This is a genomic window from Acinetobacter sp. ATCC 27244 (assembly GCF_000156555.1).
GTDB classification, from domain to species: domain Bacteria; phylum Pseudomonadota; class Gammaproteobacteria; order Pseudomonadales; family Moraxellaceae; genus Acinetobacter; species Acinetobacter haemolyticus.
Map to the genome: position 1 here is coordinate 282305 of NZ_GG665949.1, position 20296 is coordinate 302600.

Consider the following 20296-nt stretch of genomic DNA (forward strand, 5'->3'; position numbering starts at 1 on the left):
AAGGATATTTTATGAAACGGTCAAATATTGCTTTGGCGGTAACATTCTCTATTTCAGCATTATTTTTATCAGCATGTAATGATGATAAAGATTCAAACTCAAAAGTTGATCAGAATAGTAAATCTTTTGTTTCTGAAGCATCTTACACCTATGAGTCGGAAGGCTTGGTTGATTTAAGTGCGGCTAGTTCAATCAAAGTAATGAACTATAAGATGCCAAATGTATTGGGGAAGACGGTTGAAACTTCTGCTTTGGTATTGTTTCCAAAAATCGCAAAACCTAAAGATGGTTATCGAGTTGTAGTGTGGGCTCATGGAACTTTGGGGGTTGCAGATAAATGTGCACCAACCAATACACCATTAAATGCTAATTTTAAAAACTATACAGCAAAGAATTTGTTAGAGCAGGGATATGTAATTGTTGCGCCAGATTATGAAGGTTTAGGCGGAGAGGGTGAGCATCCTTATCTGAACATTCCAAGCCAAGCACGTTCAGCATTATATGCGGTTAAAGCAGCTAAAGAGCACTATGGTAATCAATTACAAGGCTCATGGATGTCTGTAGGGCAATCACAAGGCGGGCAAGCATCCTTGGGAATAGCTGAATATGCAAATAATGATGCGACTTATAAAGGGGCAATTGCAGGAGCACCAGCATCAAGTTTGGGTAAAATAATTTTGGAAGTGGCTCCAACAGCAATTAACTTATTGCCGCAGTCTGCTGCGATTGAGACGTATGCAACTTTGTTGTCTTATGCTGCTTTGGCTGGCGTGGGGATTACGGCTTACGAGCCTTCATTCAATTATCAAACAATGTTTGGTAGTGATAAGGCTAAAGAAATCGCTGGTTTAGCAAAGCAAGAATGTTTATCTGAACTGGTGGGGGTTTATAAAGAAGATATTCAAGCTTATATTGAAGAAAATCCAACAGCTAAGGTAACGGAGTATCCGGGTATAAATGCTGAAGCATTTCAGAAAGATGCTACGATTCAAAAATTTTTAACTGACTATAGTCAGCCAACAACCAAGAAATTGGATAAGCCTATTTATATTATCCAAGGTGTATACGATACCAACGTTCCATATGTAATTACAGAAGCACTATACAAAGCAATGTATAATTCTGGAACAGATGTGGCTTTAAAGGCTGTTGATATTGTACCAAGTCCTGCTAATCCTGTTGTGAATGGATCACATACTGGAGCAATTCTTGCAGCAAACGAGAGTGGGGAGCTAGTACAGTTTATTAAGCAAAATATGCCAGCCCAATAGCTCATTGATTAGTAAAAGAGTCTCTTTATTGAGGCTCTTTTTTTGTTATAGTGTCGCCTCGTTTGAAATATTACTTTTTGGAATCGGCTATGAGTCAAAATGCTGTTGAAAAAAGATCTGTACCATGGGTTTTGATGGGGTTGGGGTTGTTGATTCCAATTTTTATCGTTGGCATGGCCTTTCTAGCGGCGAAAAGTGATGCTAAAACTAAAAGAGAATATGAGCAGCAACGTGCTGAAATAGCAAAAAGATTTGAGCAACAAAAAAATGCAGAGCAAGAAGCTGCAACTTTGGAAAAATAATTCTCAATCAGTTTAGTTTAGCGAATATCCATCTGTAACTGCTTTATAGATGGAATTTGCGTATAACGTTGTACTAAATAACCTGCTTGTTGCAACATGTGATCACGCTTTTTGTCTTCTAATTCTTTACCTATATGGCTAGGATCATCTAACTCTATAATTGCAATCACTTGCATATCTTTGTCTAAAATTACAAAGTCTGTGACTTTACGATTAAAGCGGCTTCGAATCTTGTAATGATCACTGGTAATTAATGCACTAAAAGCAACCTGCGCCAAAATATGATGTTGTGGAAAAGCCTGCTGCAACCTTAAAAACATTTGTGATTCAAAGCTGGTGATGACAGGGCGAGCAAAAAACTGTTGTTTAAAAAAGTATGGGCGTAAGCAACTGACTAATAATAGTAGGGCACTAATACTGCCAATAATTAAAAATATGAGCTGACTGGATTCAAACATTTTAGATCAGGTGTCAATAAAAAACCCACTCGAAAGGAGTGGGTTTTTAGAATCTTGGCTCTCCCACCTGGGCTCGAACCAGGGACCTGCGGATTAACAGTCCGTCGCTCTACCGACTGAGCTATGGGAGAATCTGGATATGCATTTTATGCATGTCACTTTTAACGGTCAAGCTATTCACTTAAGAATTTGGCTCTCCCACCTGGGCTCGAACCAGGGACCTGCGGATTAACAGTCCGTCGCTCTACCGACTGAGCTATGGGAGATTAGCTTGGCTCTCCAACCTGGGCTCGAACCAGGGACCTGCGGATTAACAGTCCGTCGCTCTACCGACTGAGCTATTGGAGAATCTGATGCGCATTTTAGGCATGAAATATTCATGCGTCAACAAGAATAGTAAATAAAATGAATCGTTTGCTTGATAAATATTCTTTTCGGATTTTATTCATAAAAAAACTGCCCGAGGTGGGCAGTTTTTATGCAAGAAATAAAAGATTATTTCTCAACGCCTGCTGGTTGACCTGCAAGTTTTGCATTTGCATAGTCCCAGTTCACTAAGCTTTCTAAGAAAGTTGCGATGTATTTAGGACGTAAGTTACGGAAATCGATGTAGTAAGCATGTTCCCAAACATCAATCGTCAATACTGCAATTTGACCATGAGCAAGTGGTGTGTCTGCATTGGCAGTTTTAGTAATTGATAATTTACCATTTACTTCATCAGCTACTAACCAAGCCCAACCTGAACCAAATTGAGTTGTTGCAGCAGCAGTAAATTCTTCTGCAAATTTTTCGTAGCTACCAAAAGCTTCATCGATTTTAGCTGCAATCGCGCCAGTTGGTTTACCACCACCATTTGGCTTCATGCTGTTCCAGTAGAATGTGTGGTTCCATACTTGTGCAGCATTGTTGAAGATACCTGCTTTAGATGCATCACCAGCAGACGCTTTGATGATTTCCTCTAAAGTTTTACCTTCAAGGTCAGTCCCTTTGATTAAGTTGTTCAAGTTAACAACATATGTATTATGATGCTTATCGTGATGATATTCTAAAGTTTCGCGAGTGATGTGTGGCGCTAAATCATCATAGCCATATGGAAGTGCAGGTAAAGTAATGGTTGTCATGTTTCATTCCTTGCAAATTTGCTGGGTTTTACATCAAGTGCCTTTATTGTAAATGATTCTATGGACAATAGGGCAGTCTTTTAATACACAAAATATGCAAAAAATTTCTTTATGAGACATATACGATACAACAATGATTAGAGTCTTTAGTTCGTTTAGTGAACGTTCTAAAAGGCTCTAACCCGTTTTTTAGAGGTGTAGATTTAAGTTAATTGACCAAGAAAATTACTGAGCTTTAGTTTGTAATGCATCATGATAACGACGATTCACTTCATCCCAATTTACAACATTGTAAAACGCAGCAATATATTCAGGACGGCGGTTTTGGTATTTCAAATAATATGCATGTTCCCATACATCTAAGCCCAGAATAGGCGTATTGCCATACATCAATGGTGAGTCTTGATTCGCGCTACTTTCTACTATCAGTTTATGCTCAGGGGTAACGCTGAGCCATGCCCAACCGCTACCAAAACGACTAATTGCAGCCTTGGTAAAAGCATCTTTAAAAGCATCAAAACCACCAAGTTGTTGATCAATTGCGTCTGCAACAGGCCCTGTGGGTTTGCCGCCACCTTGTGGACTCATGACTGTCCAAAATAGTGAGTGATTGGCATGGCCTCCTGCATTGTTGATTGCCATGTTTTTAAGGTTGGCAGGGAATTCATTCACTTTTGCAACCAATTCTTCTACTGGGAGTTTTTCCCATTCTGTACCTTCAATGGCACCATTAATATTATTGATGTAGGTCTGATGATGTTTACTATGGTGAATTTCCATTGTTTTGGTATCAATATTGGGTTCAAGTGCATCGTAAGCATAAGGTAGTGCTGGTAGAGAATAAGCCATGTGTTTGATTCCTTTTAATCAAAATGATTTTATTGGTATAAAGTGAAGCGCTTTCATTATTCATTTAAAAGTAAATGAGAATCAATATCTTTTAATTTGCTTTTATCTATAGATGAAGAGATAAAAAATAAATTTTATTTATGATTGGTTATATTGAGGATTAAGTTGGTGTAGCAAAGTGAAGACGTATTCGATTCTTAGCGTATATGAAAGAGCTAGAAGGGTTGTCAATAGAAGTCCTTATGACTTCAATAACTCAATATGAATAGATACAGTTATAAGAAGACGAGGGAAAGGAGTGAAAAGCATTTCACTCCACTCAGAAGATGGATTGGGTTAAATCGGATTGTTGAGTTCAAAATACTCAGTTTTAATCGAAAATTGATTTGCAATCGCTTGAGCTAAACGCTGTACACCGTAACGTTCTGTGGCATGGTGTCCACATGCAAAATAATGGACATCCAGTTCTTTAGCTTGATAAAAAGTGCGCTCGCTCACTTCACCAGAGATATAAGCATCACAATCTTCCAACGCAGCTTTTTCGATAAAGTCTTGAGCCCCGCCTGTACAGAAACCTACTTTTTGGATAGCAGATTTACTACAAGGCAGATGAAGAATAGAAAAGTCAAAAATTGTTTGTAGCTTTTCTTTGAACTGTTCAGGACTTATCGCATGTTCTAAATAACCAATATTTCCGATTGGATGTCTTTCTGTTGGATCTAAAGCTTCTATGTTTTGTAAACCAATCAAATTGGCAATTGCTGCATTATTCCCTAAGGTCGGGTGAGCGTCTAAAGGTAGATGATAGGCTATCAGTGAAATATTGTTTTGAATGAGTTTTTTGATACGATTGCCACGCATTCCTGTGATTGGATAGGGCTCGCCTTTCCAAAAATAGCCATGATGAACCAATAAAGCATCGGCTTGTAGTGCAATTGCAGCATCAATAGCACTTTCAGATGCAGTCACAGCACATACAATTTTATTGACTTCAGGCTTGCCTTCGATTTGTAAGCCATTTGGTGCGTAGTCTTTAAATTCATTCGACTTTAAAGTTTGATTACACCATTGCACTATGTCATGCAAATTTGCCATAGAATTCCTCAAATGATTTACATTTTATAGCTGTCAATAAAAACATACTTTTTAATGTAACTAAAGCTAGACAAAACTTTTTTAACTTTTGCATTGTTTTTAAGTAATTTACATTACAATGATGGAAATTTCCTGTTCTTAAAACAGATTTAATAATTTGTTCATAACATAATTTCGCCTAGAGGATAATAAACGTGCGCCGTGCATTTACATGGTTACCTTGGGTATTACTCATTGTCGTTATATTCAGCTTTCTCGCTTGGCAAAAATCACATCAGCCGAAACCAACAATAGCGTCTGATGGTGTGAAAATGCCAGCAGAAAAGGTCGAGCCCTTAGTCGATACAAATCGCATGGGTGGGGTAGTTTCTTACAATGCCGCGGTTAAAGTGGCAGCACCTGCCGTGGTCAATATTTTTACCACTCAAAAAATCAAACAACCAAATCATCCGCTTTTAAATGATCCCGTATTCCGTGAATTTTTTGGTAATCAGATTCCGCAGCAACCTAAAAATGAAAACAGTTTAGGTTCAGGCGTAATCGTGCGTGCAGATGGTTATATTTTGACAAATAACCATGTGATTGCACAAGCAGAGCAAATTGTTGTCGCGTTATATGATGGCCGTCGCGCAGAAGCGAAAGTCATTGGTACAGATCCAGATACAGATTTAGCTGTGATCAAAATTGAGTTGGATAAACTTCCTGTATTACCGTTTAAACTTAGTGGTAATGAGGTTGGTGATGTTGTATTAGCGATTGGTAATCCATTTGGTGTAGGGCAAACTGTTACGCAAGGGATTATTTCTGCAACAGGACGATCAGATTTAGGTATTAACACCTATGAAGATTTTATTCAAACGGATGCTGCCATAAATCCAGGTAATTCGGGTGGGGCGTTGATTGATGTTGCAGGTAATTTAATTGGCGTAAATACTGCGATTTTCTCACAGTCTGGCGGTTCACTTGGAATTGGTTTTGCTATCCCTGCGAAGGTTTGTCAGCAAGTTTTAAACTCTATCCTAAAAGATGGGCGTGTTGTCCGTGGTTGGTTGGGAATTAGTCTAATTCCAAACAATTTAGATGAAAATGTACTCACTGCAAAACCGATTGGTGTTTTGGTTGCAGATGTCTTACGTGGTGGTCCAGCTGATCAAGCCGGTGTCAAACGTGGTGATACCATTGTTCAAGTCAATGATGAGCAGATTTCGTCAGCTTCTCATTTAATTAATTATGTTGCATTGCAAGCACCTGAGAGCATGATTGATGTTGTTGTTGAGCGCGACGGCAAGCAACAGAAGTTAGAAGTGAAGGTTGGGGAACGAAAAGTTCAACAAAATACTCAATCTCAATATATTCCGCTACCGAAAGGGCAGTAGCGCTTTAAATTAGGACTGGTTGATTAATTCATCCTTAAGAAAAAAGCCTGTTGATCTTATCGATCAACAGGCTTTTTGCGCTTTTATAGGCTTTTTATTTTTTATTAAATCATCCAAATTTGATAATTTGATGACAACTGTCAAAGTTTTGATGTAATCCAATTCAATCCATTGAATCAGGAATAAAAATTTTTTAAAATTTATAATCCAACTGTAACCAAAGCTTTTCGGTATCGACACCAAAATCTTCAGCCTGATAACTTGAAAATTTTGCTAATCCAGACAAGCCCTTGATTGGTAATGCTTGACCATAGGAAAGAGAAAATTCTTGGCCATAGTTTAATCCTTTTATATCACTTTGGTAATGATGTAGCTCTGTTGTTAATTTACCTTTACTGAATATATTAAAACTTGAGCTTATATAAAGATCACATAGACCATTGGCTGGTGTATTTAAAAACAGATCACTCCAACCATTGAAGCGATGTTTAGTTGCAAGTGGAGTTTGAAAAGCAATTTTACCGTTATCACTACCTAGAACTTCGTAACCAATTGCAACTTCACCAAGAGGTGCTTGTCCAGAAACTTGGTAGCCAAGTTCTAATGCATAATAATCCGTATCGTAAGTTAATGGTTGATCTGCATAGTCCTGTTGTTTTGCATATTCAGCACTATAACGAAAGTTTTTGTGCTTCCCTGTTAAACGAAGACCATAGCTTTGATTTGACCAAGCATTGAGGTCTTCAAAGTCAAGAAAATAGCCATAAACTACAGCATTAAGCTGAGGGCTATAACTGTATTTAATTTGTGCTAAATGGATTTGACTATCCTGTTTGCCGTCTTGGGCTTTTAATGCAATGGGTTTAGCTGTTTCACTACCAAAAATTGTGTTTACCTGTTCAATATAAGCATAGTAGAGCTGGAGTTTTGGATCAGCTTTAAAATTGAAGCTAATTGCATCGTAACTTTGTTCATTTTGACGCCAACCAACGGAGCCAATAAAACGTTGATTATCTAGATTGATAACTTGCCGACCTAATCGAGCATCAAACTTGGAACTGTTATAATTTAAATATAACTGATTAAGATCTAAGTTTTTGGGATCAGGAACGGTGCTATAGGTGGTTTCATTGTTTCGAGTGCTATTAAAGCGATCATTGAGTTCGATGTTTGCCTCGCCCTGTGCATATATACTCAAGCCTTGCCATGTACCCGTTTGCAGTGCAGGGCGTATCCGCAAAGTAGCAGCTTCAGCTTTCTTTAATGGGTTGTCTTGATCAACCATTTCGAAACGTAAGCGGCTATCGAGTGAAAGCTTGGTGTTTGTCAAAAAATCGCTATTAGCAAGTAGATGTGTTGTAGAAATACAGCCGAGTGCGATCAAAGAAATTGAAATGATTTTCATCATATTTCCCCTAGAGTTAAAATTAGATATAAGTGGCTAGGAGGGATGTGTGAATAAGCACATCCCTTAGAGCAGCGTTAAATTAAGCAGTTGAGTTACGTTCAAGCAAAGCTTGCTCAAACAGTTGTTGTTCTTTTTCTTTATGTTCGACTGAGAAGCGAATCAGAATGACACTGAATGCGGCAACAGTGACGAGACAGCCTAAGATCATGAGACAAGTTTGGATGTCAAGTAAACCTTTGAGAAGGAATCCTGCGGCGACAGCACCAACATTACCGCCTGCACCAATAATGCCAGCCACACCTCCAAGCGCGTCACGATCAATAAATGGTACGAGTGCATAAGTCGCACCACATGCCATATGAGTAAATAGTGCAAAAACGGTCATGGCAAGTACAGCAAGTATGACAGTATTCATTTGGGAGAAAATGATGAGGAATAACCCTTCACCCAAGATCAGTAAGAATAATATCCGCGTACGTCCATCCAACCCTTTATTGGCAGCTACTTTATCAGAAACGATACCACCCAATGCGCGAGCAAATAGTGCGAGTAGGCCGAAAATTCCAGCAGTAAGTCCAGCTTCTTTCAAGCCCATATTAAAATGGTCAACATAGTACATTGCGGCAATATTATGAATGAAGATCTCGATGCCAAAACATGCTGCATAAGCGGTAAATAAAACCCAAACACGGTAATTACGAGCGGCCTGCATTAAAATAGCTGTACCACCTTTTTTAATATTGCCAGCTTCTATACCTTGTTCTCTTAATTCTTTGAAGTTGCCTTGAGGACTATCTTGTGTCAGTTTCCAGTAAAGTATACCCACGACTACCATCATGATTCCTGGAACAAGTAGTGCGATACGCCAGCCCATTGCTTGCTCAACACCAAACATGATGATGGCACCTAGAATGAGTGGCATGATCGCTTGCGTTGCACCGCCACCAGCATTTCCCCAACCTGCCGCAGCGGCATTGGCAGTACCAACAACATTTGGTGCGAACATGACGCTGGTATGGTATTGGGTAATTACGAAACTTGCCCCAATCGCCCCAATTAAAAGACGGAAAAATAAAAAGGATTCATAGGTATTGGCAGCAGCAACACCAAACACAGGAATACTGCCGAGAATCAATAGGGCGGTATAGGTCTTGCGTGGTCCATATTTGTCACAGAGCGGACCGACAATGAGGCGGATAACGATGGTGATTGCAACAGCTGCAATATTGATGTTTGCAATTTGGGCTTTGGTTAAATTAAATTCACCCGCAATTACAGGCATTAGCGGAGCGCAGGCAAACCATGCGAAAAAACAAACAAAGAATGCCAACCATGTCATATGGAATGCACGCATTGCAGGTGTTGCGAAGCTAAATAATTTTATTTCAGTTGCTTTCTTTGCATCTAGACTCGTTTTTGAAGACATAGCCTTCCCCTGAACTGAACGAAATATTACTCTGTAAGCCAAACGTTTATGCTTACAAACCGAACAGAACGGACATCATTGGCCGCCAACAAATTTTTTTGAATCGACATTGATTCTGTATGTTATGAAGTATGCAAGGGTTGTGCCAATAAAAATATTTAACCAAAAGAACAATTTAAAATTCTAATTTAAATCGCGAAAATTAATTATTCTATTGTTATAGATTCCGAGTGGGTAGTTTCTTAAATTTAAAAACAGGAAATGTGATAGCAACTGTAAGGCAATATTGAATGAGTTGTTTTTAAATGGTGCATCATTTTTATACGGTTTAATTAAAAACATAGCGATCACAAAAAAAGCAGCCGAAGCTGCTTTGATAAAAAGCAAAGACTAGAAGCGGTAGCCGATACCAACATAAGTGATGAGTGGATCAATGTCGATTTTAGTATTTGCACGAATCAACTCTTTACCTGTATTTCGGTCAGTAACATAAATTTTTGCCTCATTATTCATTTTTGAATAAGAAACGGAGCCAACAGCAAACCAATTCGGTTTGAAATCATAAGTTGCACCTACAGTTACAATCGGGGCAAAGGTATCCGTCGCTTTCAGTTTAACAACGGGATCTGCTGATGAAGTTTTACCATCTAAGGCAGCGCCAGCTTTATCATCATGGATATTCTGGATCATATGACCTGCTGCAATAAGATCTGATTCAATCGCAGGATTGATTTTTAATGAGTTAAAGTATGCATACATAACACCAGCCCCGACATAGGGGCGAAATTTATTGACACCTGACTTGCCAAATTGGTAATGAAGTTCTACAGCTGGTAGCCAGGCACGCGCAGATGCAGCTTTATCGCCTTGGGAGAGGTCGGTAATATGAATGTCTTGCTTTAGACCAATTGTTCCTAAAATTGTCTCAGCTTTACCTGTTAAAGGTGCATAAATATCACCCTTGCCTTTGATATCTACTTTGGGAGGAATACCTGCTTTCACTTCTAATGAAAAGTTATCGGTGAAATTATAATTTATCATCAAGCCAACAGTATCTACATTATCTGCTTCTAAACCTGTTCCTTGGCTTTGCCAATTAGATAAACCTTGTATGGTAGCAGTGCCAGTTAATGCACCTGGCACAGGATCAAGTGGTTGTATTTTGATTGTATCATACAGTGTTTTATTCGAATCACGATCTGCAGCAGCGAGTACAGCTTCTTTAGACACTGATCCAACTTTGGATTTAGTCCCTTCAGTAACACTGGTATTGATATTAATTGGATTTGCCGACCCTTGCGGCATAGCATGTAACCAACCTGCTGAAACAGAGAAGCGCTTAAATCCATCTCCATCTTTGAGGCTAAAATATGGTGAATCTGCAAAAGAAAGTGTAGGAAGGGCACATAAACCTGTCGCAATCATGCATGCAAATGATTTCTTCATCATCTTGGGACTCCATGTCCTAAAGTTTGTAAGGATTTTTCTAGCGCTCACCATAACGCTTTTTTATGCAGACTTTGTTTAGATAGAATTTATAATTGTTATAACTATGAAAAAAAATGTAGTAATTGAATTAAAATTGGGTGATTTTCAATCTAAAAAAGGGCGAGTACATAAGTACTCACCCTCAAAAACGAATTATTGAAAACGTGAAAGATCTTCTTCTGGACGGGCGGTTAATACCTCAATTCCTGTTTTTGTCACTAAGATCGTGTGTTCATATTGAGCTGACAACTTATGGTCTTTGGTGACAACTGTCCATTTGTCACCCAAAAGTTTAGTTTGCCATACACCTGCATTGACCATTGGTTCAATAGTAAAGGTCATTCCTGCTTCAAGACGCATTCCTGTGCCTTTTTGCCCATAGTGTAAAACTTGAGGCTCATCATGGAAAACATTACCAATTCCATGACCGCAGTATTCACGTACTACACTGAAGCGTTCAGACTCAACATATTGTTGAATGGCGTGCCCAACATCACCAAGATATGAACCATCTTTCACGGTCGCCATTCCACGATACATTGCTTCTTGTGCGACTGAGCACAGGCGATTTGCTAAAATAGAAGTCTCGCCACCAACGATGTACATCATATTGGTATCGCCGTGATAACCATCTTTAATGACAGTGACATCAATATTTAGAATGTCGCCGGGTTTTAAAATTTTATTCTCAGATGGAATACCATGACAAACAACATGGTTAACAGAAGTACAAATCGAGTGTTGGAAAGCAGGTCGACCTGGTGCTGCACCGTACCCAACACAAGCGGGAATAGCATCTTGTACATTTTCAATATGATTGCGACAGATTGTATCGAGTTCTAGTGTACTCACACCCGCTTTAATATGCGGTTTAATCATGTCTAAAACTTCAGCAGCCAATTTCCCTGCAACACGCATCTTTTCAATTTCTTCAGGTGTTTTAATTAATCGACGAGGAGCTGTATAAGTTGTATTCATGATCTCTAAAAACTTTTGGTAATTTGCAAGTGTCTATGGTATAAATAGCCGCCTATTTTATCAAATGCTTTTCGTGACAAATCTTCTTTATTTTTATTGGAGGCTTTTGCGGAATTGTTTGATAATAAATAGTCGTAAAAAATCCGCACATATATCGTCACATTACTCTGGGTGCTTCTAGGGATTGTTGTCACTTTATATGTGAGTTGCGTTGTAGGCTAAAATTTCTGCATGCGAGGCATGAAACGCTGGTAATGGTATTCCCTTATCAAGTTTCATAACGAAGTATGAGGGGATTTTAGCCACAACCCTATGGGACAGGGTCGTTTTTTGACACTACGGCGTTATGAATAGTTCATTTAGAGTGCTAAATTTCACTATTCATGCCTTGTATTGTCTAAAAAGCGTCCTCTGTCGCAACCACTGATAAAGTAACAGCAATCCCTTGGGTGGAGAATGCGGATATATGGAGGCCTAACCCAAACTTTAAGGTAAAGAAAATGGCAGATTACAACGTAAGCATGCGCGACCTTCTTCAAGCAGGCGCACACTTTGGTCACCAAACTCGTTTCTGGAACCCAAAAATGCGTCAATACATTTTTGGCGCGCGTAACAAAATTCACATCATCAACCTTGAGCACACTGTTCCTGCGTTAAATGATGCTTTGAACTTTGTTAACAACTTGGCGAGCAAAAAGAACAAAGTATTATTCGTTGGTACAAAACGAGCTGCTTCTAACATCATCCGTGAACAAGCTCAACGTGCTGGTCAACCATATGTAGATCACCGTTGGTTAGGTGGTATGTTGACGAACTGGAAAACACTTCGCCAATCTATCAACCGTTTAAAAGATCTTCAAACTCAATCTCAAGACGGTACTTTTGCTAAGCTTACTAAACGTGAAGCTTTAGAGCGTACTCGTGAGATGGAAAAACTTGAACGTGCTTTAGGCGGCGTTAAAAACATGGGTGGTTTACCTGACGCATTATTTGTAATCGACGTTGATCACGAAGCGATTGCAATTAAAGAAGCTAAAAACTTAGGTATTCCTGTAATCGGTATCGTTGATACAAACTCTAACCCAGATAACGTAGATTACGTTATTCCTGGTAACGACGATGCGATCCGTGCAGTTACTTTGTATGCTTCAGCTATGGCTGATGCGATTCTTGCTGGTAAAGAATACGCTCAATCACAAGCGAATGCACAAGCGAAAGGCGAAGAAGCTGCTAAAGAAGCTCCTGAGGCTTAATGCGTTTTGACGCAAGCTTGTCATTTTTGTGATTTAAAATGATGACAAATTGAGCGTCGAGAAAGCAAAACGGCCCAGAGAAACCTTTGGGCCGTTTTTGTTGAACAGATTTATATTCTACCGATTTTAGGAGATCAACATGACTGCAATTACTGCAAGCATGGTAAAAGAATTACGTGACCGTACTGGTCTTGCAATGATGGAATGCAAAAAAGCATTAACAGAAGCAGGCGGTGACATCGAACTTGCGATTGATAACCTTCGTAAATCAGGTCAAGCAAAAGCTGCTAAAAAAGCAGGCAACATTGCTGCTGATGGTGCGATCACGATCGTTCAAAACGGTAATAAAGCGATTCTTGTTGAAGTTAACTGTCAAACTGACTTCGTTGCTAAAGACGAAAACTTCAAAAACTTCTCTGATAAAGTAGCGACAGCTGCACTTGCTGCAAATGAAACTGATGCTGCGAAAATTGCTGAACTTAAACTTGAAGATGGTTCTACTGTTGAAGAAGCGCGTGTTGCACTTGTTCAAAAAATCGGTGAAAACATCCAAGTACGTCGTGCTCAAATCGTTGAAGGCGAAAACTTGGCTATTTACAAGCACGGTTTAAAAATCGGTGTTGTTGTTTCTTACACTGGTGATGCTGATACTGGTAAAGGTATTGCAATGCACGTTGCTGCGTTCAACCCAGTTGCAGTAAATGCTGAAGCTGTTCCAGCTGACTTGATCGCTAAAGAGAAAGAAATTGCTGAAGCAAAAGCTTTAGAATCTGGTAAGCCTGCAAACATCGTTGAGAAAATGGTTACTGGTTCAGTTGAGAAATACTTGAACGAAGTTGCGCTTGATCGTCAAATGTATGTTATCGACAACGATAAGAAAGTTGCTGATGTATTAAAAGCGACTGGTACAGTTGTTGCTCAATTCACTCGCTTTGAAGTAGGTGAAGGTATTGAGAAGAAAGCTGAAATGAGCTTTGCTGAAGAAGTTGCTGCTGCACAAGCTGCTGCGAAGTAATTCGTATCTTCTAAAAAACCCAGTCATTATGACTGGGTTTTTTTATAGCTTAAGTTTATTGTTTCTCAAGTTGTGCTTTGAAATCTGCTAAAGCTTCAATTCTATATTGAATTAACATTTCACCGATTTCAGGACCTTTAACGTGTTCTGGTAGGTCTTGAGCACGGATATTTCTCACTATATCCATGGCATTGAGTATAAATTGTGCTTGAGGATATGGTCGGTCTTCCATACCTAAACGCCCTCTGGCATCACATTCACACGCTTGCACAAATGCTCTAACTTTTTCAGGGCGACGTAATACATCTAAACGTTGTAGAAAACGCCAAAGCGTGCCTGGCTTTAAGATTTGTACTTGATGGCACTTTAAATGTTCTTTACATACTGTCAAAGCTAGATTTTTGAGGTGTGTGGGAACTTTTAAGCGATCGCATAATACTGTGACAGGTTGTATACCGCGTTCTTCATGCATCACATGTCTTGGGAGTTCCTCGATAGGTGTGAGTGCTTTACCTAAGTCATGTACTAAGACCGCAAATCTTACATCTAAGGCATAGTCTGCTTTACAGGCTTGCTGAAGCGCCATTAATGTATGGATACCACAATCGATTTCTGGGTGGTATTCAGGTCGTTGCGGAACGCCAAAAAGTGCATCAACTTCTGGAAATAAAATTTTTAGAGCATGACATTCTCTAAGAATTTTGAAATATACATCAGCATGATCTTCCATCAATGCTCGTGCTGTTTCTTTCCACACACGCTCAGGTGTTAATTCATTTAACTCACCAGACTCAGCAATTTCCCGCATCAAGTGTAATGTTTCATCTGCAATTTTGAATCCGTAAGATTCATACCGTGCAGCAAATCGGGCAACACGTAGTACACGCAATGGATCTTCGGTAAATGCATGAGAGACATGGCGAAGGATTTTTTGCTCTAAGTCTTTTTGACCACCATATGGGTCATAGACTTGACCGTTGGCATCCATTGCCATGGCATTAATGGTTAGATCTCTTCGGATGAGATCCTCTTCTAAGCTCACATCTGCATCTGTGAAAAATTGAAAGCCATGATAACCAACGCCTGATTTTCTTTCTGTACGGGCAAGCGCATATTCTTCTTTTGTTTTAGGATGTAGAAATACAGGGAAGTCTTTGCCAACGGGCTGATAACCCTCAGCGAGCAATTGATCGGGTGTTGCACCGACCACAACATAATCTTTTTCGTGATAGGGATGCCCAAGTAACTGATCTCGAACAGCACCGCCTACTAAATAAACTTGCATGAAAAAACCTCTATTCTTCACACAATCATGCTACAGAACAGAGGTTTTCTCAAGTCTCATGAGGAGCTTTTCTAGGCAAGCTCGTTCTAAACTTTAGTTTTGACTTTGTTGGATCTCTGCAACAGTTAACGCTGTCATATTGATCAAACGACGTGTTGTTGCCGTTGGTGTCAAAATATGAACTGGTTTAGCAGCACCTAACAAAATTGGCCCAATAGTTACATTATTGCCAGAAGTTGCTTTTAACAAATTAAATGAAATGTTTGCTGCATCTAGATTCGGCATAATTAACAAGTTTGCTGAGCCTTTGTAGCGCGAATTTGGAAATGCAAAATGACGGATATTTTCGTCAAGTGCTGCATCACCGTGCATCTCACCTTCAACCTCTAAATCAGGCGCTTGTTCTGTAAGTAAACGATAGACTTCACGCATTTTCTGGGCGCTTGCGTCTTGTTGATCACTACCAAAACTTGAGTGAGAGAGTAGAGCTACACGTGGTGTAATACCAAAGCGGCGCACTTCTTCTGCAGCCAAAATGGTCATCTCTGCCAATTGAGCGGCTGTTGGATTGGTATTGACGTAAGTATCTGCGATGAAAAGATTGCGATCTTCAAGCATCAATGCATTCAGGGTAAAGAATGTACTGCGACCTTCTTTTAGACCAATCACATTACGGACAAAATCTAAATGGATATCATAGCTACTATAAGTACCACAAAGCATACCGTCTGCTTTACCAAATTTCACAAGTAACGCTGCAATCAATGTTGAGCGACGACGAGTTTCACGTTGCGCATATTCAACCGTTACACCTTTACGTTGCATCGTTTGGTAGTAATCTTTCCAAAACTCTTCGTACAACGGATTTTGTTCTTGATCAACGATTTCAATATTTAAGCCATGCTGTAAGCGTAAGCCTAATTTTTTGATATTTGCCTCGATTACAGTTGTACGACCAACTAAAATTGGTTTTGCCAAGCCTTCATCTACTGCGATTTGAACTGCACGTAATACACGTTCATCTTCGCCTTCAGCATATGCAATACGTTTAGGATCAGTTTTTGCTTGAGCAAAAATTGGTTTCATCAAGAATGCTGAGTTATAAACAAACTCAGAAAGTCGTTGACGGTATGCGGAGAAATCTTCGATCGGGCGAGTAGCAACACCAGAATCCATTGCCGCTTTTGCAACTGCTGGTGCAATTTCTAAAATTAAACGTTGATCAAGCGGGCGTGGGATTAAGTAATCACGACCAAATGAGGCTGACTTTTCACCATAGGTAGCCGCATCTGCTTCTACATGTGCCATACGCGCGATAGCATGTACACAGGCAATTTTCATTTCTTCGTTAATGGTGGTTGCACCCACATCTAACGCGCCACGGAAAATATATGGGAAGCAAAGTGCATTATTTACTTGGTTTGGATAATCTGAACGACCTGTTGCCATAATGACATCTGGACGTACTTCATGTGCATGTTCAGGTAGAATCTCAGGATCAGGGTTCGCAAGCGCAAAAATGATCGGATTCTCAGCCATTTCTTTAACCATTTCTTTGGTTAAAATGCCTGCCGCAGAAAGACCTAAGAACATGTCTGCGCCAGCAATTACTTCATTTAATTGCGTTGCTTTAATGTCTTGAACATAGCGCTTTTTCGAATCATCCAATCCATCACGTGAAGTGGTAAGGAGGCCGCGAGAGTCAGCAACAATGATATTTTCTTTGTTTACACCTAGAGCACACAACAAATCTAGGCATGACAGTGCAGCAGCACCTGCACCTGAAGCGACGATTTTGATTTCATCGATTTTCTTATTTACGATTTGGAGCGCGTTGAGTAATGCTGAACCTACGATAATACTTGTGCCATGTTGATCATCATGGAACACAGGAATTTTCATGCGTTCGCGTAGTTTTTTCTCGATATAGAAACATTCTGGTGCCTTAATATCTTCAAGGTTAATACCACCAAAAGTTGGTTCTAATGCAGCAACGATATCAACGATTTTATCTGGATCATTTTCCGCGATTTCAATATCAAAGACATCAACGCCTGCAAATTTTTTGAAAAGTACGCCTTTACCTTCCATAACAGGCTTGGATGCTAAAGGACCAATGTTCCCTAAACCAAGAACTGCTGTACCATTACTCACGACGGCAACCAAGTTACCACGCGCTGTATATTTCGCAGCGGCAGAAGGGTCACGTTCGATTTCTAAACATGGAGCTGCAACACCAGGGGAATATGCAAGCGCTAAATCTCGTTGGTTAACGAGCTGCTTGCTAGGTGTCACACTGATTTTTCCAGGAGTAGGAAATTCATGGTAATACAAAGCGGCTTGTTTTAAAGATTGATCGTCCATCTGAGTCTCGATTGTTCCGATAATAATCATGCATATATATGACTGATTATTATATTAAGATAAGTGCACAAGAATATAGCACTAGTTCATGCTTTCGCCCAGTCAAAATAGCTTATTTTCACTGAATGATACGACTTATTGACAAATTATTTTCAACTAAAAATGAAGGGTTAAAGTCGTAAATTATCGCTGTAAATGTAAGATCTTGCGGTTGACAGTTAGCTATGCTGCTGTAGAAATTTGGTTGCGTCTAAAGCGGTCAATGGCTTGGCAAATAGATAACCCTGCAAGATGTCACAATTTTGTTTTTGCAAGTAGTCTCTTTGCGCTTCAGTTTCCACACCTTCCGCTACAACTTTTAAGCCAATGGTTTTGCCCATGGCGATCATGGCATTTACGATCGCATCTTGTTTAGAGTTACCAATCTTAGAAATAAAAGCTCGGTCAATTTTTAATGTATCAATAGGATATTCAGTTAAATAGGCGAGGGATGAATATCCAGTTCCAAAATCATCTAATGCGATTGAGATATGGCGATCTTTTAATGCTTCTAATACCGTTTTCACCGTTTCAGTATTCTCTAAGAATGCAGACTCTGTGATTTCTAATTCTAGATTATGACCAGAGATTTTATATTGCGATAAAATCGTATCCACATCATGTAATAATTGCCCACGGAGAACTTGTTGTACAACGATGTTGACTGCAATATGGACTTGGGGATAACCCAGCTCAATCCATCTCTGTAATTGTTTTGCTGCCTGATGTAATACAAATTGTCCGATATCAGAAATTAAGCTGGTGCTTTCTGCCAATGGAATAAAGATATCAGGCATGATCAGCCCTTTACTTGGGTGCTCCCAGCGTATAAGTGCTTCGAAACCATTCACCAGATTATCGTGTGTAGTCATTTTGGGTTGATAGTAAACGACAAGCTCATTGTTTTGGATTGCTTTTCTTAGATCAAGTTCTAAATCAGAATACTGTGCCGCTAAGTTAGCTCTTTCATTTGAATAGTAACGAATAGTGTTGCCGCCTAAACGCTTAGCCTCATTCAATGCCTGTTCTGCATGAGTATTTAAATTATCGACTTGACGACCATGCTCAGGAAACATCGCTACACCGATGGAAACACTCACAAAGTACTCTTGGTCAGCAATATAAAATGGTTGGCTGAAGTTCTCGACAATATTGTTACACAATTGATGAATAGGTGGGTGTAAAGGGGACATTTCATAAATAATCGCAAAATCATCAGCACTTAAATGCGCAACCAATAATGCATCGATATTGCTAATACGTAATCGCTGCGCGACTTGTTTAAGCAATTCATTGCCAGCTTGATTACTGACCAGTTCATTGAGTGTCCGAAAGCGATCTATGTTCAAACGAATGACAGCGAGATGTTGTATGGCTGCTTCATTCACTAGATATTGATGCAGTTGCTGCTGATAATAGAACCGATTTGGCAAGTCCGTTAGTGTGTCGTAGTTGGTAAGATAAGATAATCTTTGTTCCTGATGCTTTCGTTCAGTTTGATCAGAAACGATACCGATATAATTGATTACTCGATCTTGTTCATCTTTAACTGCATTAATATGCATCCACAAGAAACATGATTTTTCTGAATGATAGGTTTCTTGGAACTCTCCCTCATATTCGTGTTCATGAGCTAAAGTGTCTAAAATCGAAAGTTGGAAGTTTTGGTGGTGCAGCTTATTTTGCTTTGTAATTTCAAAAAGTTGCTTGCCTAAAATGACTTGTTTATCAAGTTCGGTAATTTGTTCATATTTAGGGTTCACCTCAATGTAATTAAAATTTTCATCGAGTATGAAAATTCCTTCAGAAGCTTGTTCAAATACGCTTGCAGAAAGTTTAAGTCGTTCTTGGTCTTTACGCTCTTGGTTAATATCTCGATGAATGCCAACCATTCGTAAAGGTGTTTGATCTTCAGGATGACGTTGGATCACTTGTCCTACATCGTGAATCCAAGACCATTCACCATTTGGACGTTTAATACGGTAAGTTTCTTCATAGCGTAAGGTTTCACCACATATATGATGGTATAAGGCATTTTTTACGCGTTCGATATCATCAGGATGAACAATCTTATGCAGTAGCGTGTAGTGATTTTCAGAATCTCTTTTGACTGCTTGGCTATGGGTATTGGTGACACCAACAGTTTGGTTTTCTAAGTTCCATTCCCAAGGGCGGATACCGGCTGTCTCATGTGCAAAAGCTAAGTTTTGACGATGTTCTTCTAAACTTTCATTCATTTGAGTGAGATCATAAGTACGATCACGTACTTTTTGTTCTAACAAATGGTTATTGAATTGTAGTTGAGCTTCGATGTCCTTGGATTTATTTACTTCATGTTGTAACTGTTGACACAGCTCCTCAGTCCATTGATTGTGCTGCTCTGCAACATCGACTAATTGCTTATTTTTCTCAAGCACTTGAGATAGATGCTTATGAATCTTGAAAGTGGCATGTGCGCATAATAAAGTTGCAAAAAAGGTGAAGTAATATGCGAGGTAAAACAAGGTGTGTTGATGATCCCGAGATAACAAATGTGAAATAATCAAGGGCAGAACGCTTGGAAGAAA

Annotated in this window: 16 protein-coding genes and 3 tRNA genes; 5 read left to right on the plus strand and 14 right to left on the minus strand. The window is 39.4% G+C overall.

Annotation, left to right across the window (positions count from 1 at the left end; all coding sequences use genetic code 11):
* Positions 1 to 11 precede the first annotated feature (11 nt).
* Positions 12 to 1271 carry an alpha/beta hydrolase family protein gene (locus HMPREF0023_RS01240; protein WP_004638463.1) on the plus strand — a complete coding sequence of 420 codons (1260 nt, stop codon included), beginning with the start codon at positions 12 to 14 and terminating at the stop codon, positions 1269 to 1271.
* A gap of 89 nt (positions 1272 to 1360) precedes the next feature.
* The gene (locus tag HMPREF0023_RS01245) at positions 1361 to 1573 is read left to right on the plus strand and encodes a hypothetical protein (RefSeq protein ID WP_004638464.1); all 213 of its coding nucleotides are present in this window, start codon (positions 1361 to 1363) and stop codon (positions 1571 to 1573) included.
* A gap of 17 nt (positions 1574 to 1590) precedes the next feature.
* Here the strand turns inward: HMPREF0023_RS01245 and HMPREF0023_RS01250 are convergent, their stop codons facing one another.
* From HMPREF0023_RS01250 to HMPREF0023_RS01280, 7 genes are all read right to left on the minus strand, one after another.
* Positions 1591 to 2031, minus strand: a complete 441-nt coding sequence (locus tag HMPREF0023_RS01250; RefSeq protein ID WP_005091014.1) for a DUF2726 domain-containing protein — start codon at positions 2029 to 2031, stop codon at positions 1591 to 1593.
* 55 nt (positions 2032 to 2086) lie between these two features.
* Positions 2087 to 2162 (minus strand) — tRNA-Asn (locus HMPREF0023_RS01255).
* Between the two features lie 59 nt (positions 2163 to 2221).
* Positions 2222 to 2297, minus strand: a tRNA-Asn gene (locus HMPREF0023_RS01260).
* Between the two features lie 6 nt (positions 2298 to 2303).
* A tRNA-Asn gene (locus tag HMPREF0023_RS01265) sits at positions 2304 to 2379 on the minus strand.
* 147 nt (positions 2380 to 2526) lie between these two features.
* On the minus strand, positions 2527 to 3153 hold the full coding sequence (locus HMPREF0023_RS01270) for a superoxide dismutase (RefSeq protein ID WP_004638474.1): 627 nt from the start codon (positions 3151 to 3153) through the stop codon (positions 2527 to 2529).
* Between the two features lie 225 nt (positions 3154 to 3378).
* Positions 3379 to 4002 carry a superoxide dismutase gene (locus HMPREF0023_RS01275; protein WP_008940951.1) on the minus strand — a complete coding sequence of 208 codons (624 nt, stop codon included), beginning with the start codon at positions 4000 to 4002 and terminating at the stop codon, positions 3379 to 3381.
* 336 nt (positions 4003 to 4338) lie between these two features.
* A complete protein-coding gene (locus tag HMPREF0023_RS01280) occupies positions 4339 to 5097 on the minus strand; it encodes a Nif3-like dinuclear metal center hexameric protein (RefSeq protein WP_008940952.1) in 759 nt (252 codons plus the stop codon).
* 194 nt (positions 5098 to 5291) lie between these two features.
* On the opposite strand from HMPREF0023_RS01280, the gene HMPREF0023_RS01285 reads away from it, so the two are divergent.
* On the plus strand, positions 5292 to 6473 hold the full coding sequence (locus HMPREF0023_RS01285) for a trypsin-like peptidase domain-containing protein (protein WP_005082015.1): 1182 nt from the start codon (positions 5292 to 5294) through the stop codon (positions 6471 to 6473).
* A 193-nt stretch (positions 6474 to 6666) separates the two neighbouring features.
* On the opposite strand, the gene HMPREF0023_RS01290 is transcribed toward HMPREF0023_RS01285, so the two are convergent.
* The 4 genes from HMPREF0023_RS01290 to map all read right to left on the minus strand — a co-directional run bounded on the left by HMPREF0023_RS01290 (position 6667) and on the right by map (position 11773).
* Positions 6667 to 7878 carry an alginate export family protein gene (locus tag HMPREF0023_RS01290; RefSeq protein ID WP_017396689.1) on the minus strand — a complete coding sequence of 404 codons (1212 nt, stop codon included), beginning with the start codon at positions 7876 to 7878 and terminating at the stop codon, positions 6667 to 6669.
* A gap of 82 nt (positions 7879 to 7960) precedes the next feature.
* Positions 7961 to 9307 (minus strand): MFS transporter, encoded by a 1347-nt coding sequence (locus HMPREF0023_RS01295; RefSeq protein ID WP_005082017.1) that lies wholly within the window; start codon positions 9305 to 9307, stop codon positions 7961 to 7963.
* A gap of 390 nt (positions 9308 to 9697) precedes the next feature.
* The gene (locus tag HMPREF0023_RS01300; RefSeq protein ID WP_004638481.1) at positions 9698 to 10756 is read right to left on the minus strand and encodes an OmpW/AlkL family protein; all 1059 of its coding nucleotides are present in this window, start codon (positions 10754 to 10756) and stop codon (positions 9698 to 9700) included.
* Between the two features lie 192 nt (positions 10757 to 10948).
* Positions 10949 to 11773 (minus strand): type I methionyl aminopeptidase, encoded by an 825-nt coding sequence (map, locus tag HMPREF0023_RS01305; RefSeq protein ID WP_005082019.1) that lies wholly within the window; start codon positions 11771 to 11773, stop codon positions 10949 to 10951.
* 500 nt (positions 11774 to 12273) lie between these two features.
* Here map and rpsB point away from each other — a divergent pair, with 500 nt between their 5' ends.
* Both rpsB and tsf read left to right on the plus strand, forming a co-directional pair.
* Positions 12274 to 13026, plus strand: coding sequence for a 30S ribosomal protein S2 (rpsB, locus tag HMPREF0023_RS01310; protein ID WP_005082020.1), 753 nt, complete (start codon positions 12274 to 12276; stop codon positions 13024 to 13026).
* Between the two features lie 139 nt (positions 13027 to 13165).
* On the plus strand, positions 13166 to 14041 hold the full coding sequence (gene tsf / locus HMPREF0023_RS01315) for a translation elongation factor Ts (RefSeq protein WP_005082022.1): 876 nt from the start codon (positions 13166 to 13168) through the stop codon (positions 14039 to 14041).
* A 55-nt stretch (positions 14042 to 14096) separates the two neighbouring features.
* On the opposite strand, the gene HMPREF0023_RS01320 is transcribed toward tsf, so the two are convergent.
* From HMPREF0023_RS01320 to HMPREF0023_RS01330, 3 genes are all read right to left on the minus strand, one after another.
* Complete coding sequence (locus HMPREF0023_RS01320) at positions 14097 to 15326, minus strand: multifunctional CCA addition/repair protein (protein WP_005082023.1); 1230 nt, start codon at positions 15324 to 15326, stop codon at positions 14097 to 14099.
* Between the two features lie 93 nt (positions 15327 to 15419).
* Entirely contained in the window at positions 15420 to 17690 is a 2271-nt protein-coding gene (locus tag HMPREF0023_RS01325) for an NADP-dependent malic enzyme (RefSeq protein WP_005082025.1), read from the minus strand.
* A gap of 218 nt (positions 17691 to 17908) precedes the next feature.
* Positions 17909 to 20296, minus strand: a 2388-nt coding sequence (locus HMPREF0023_RS01330) for an EAL domain-containing protein (protein WP_035375875.1), incomplete at its 5' end; no start/stop codon positions are given.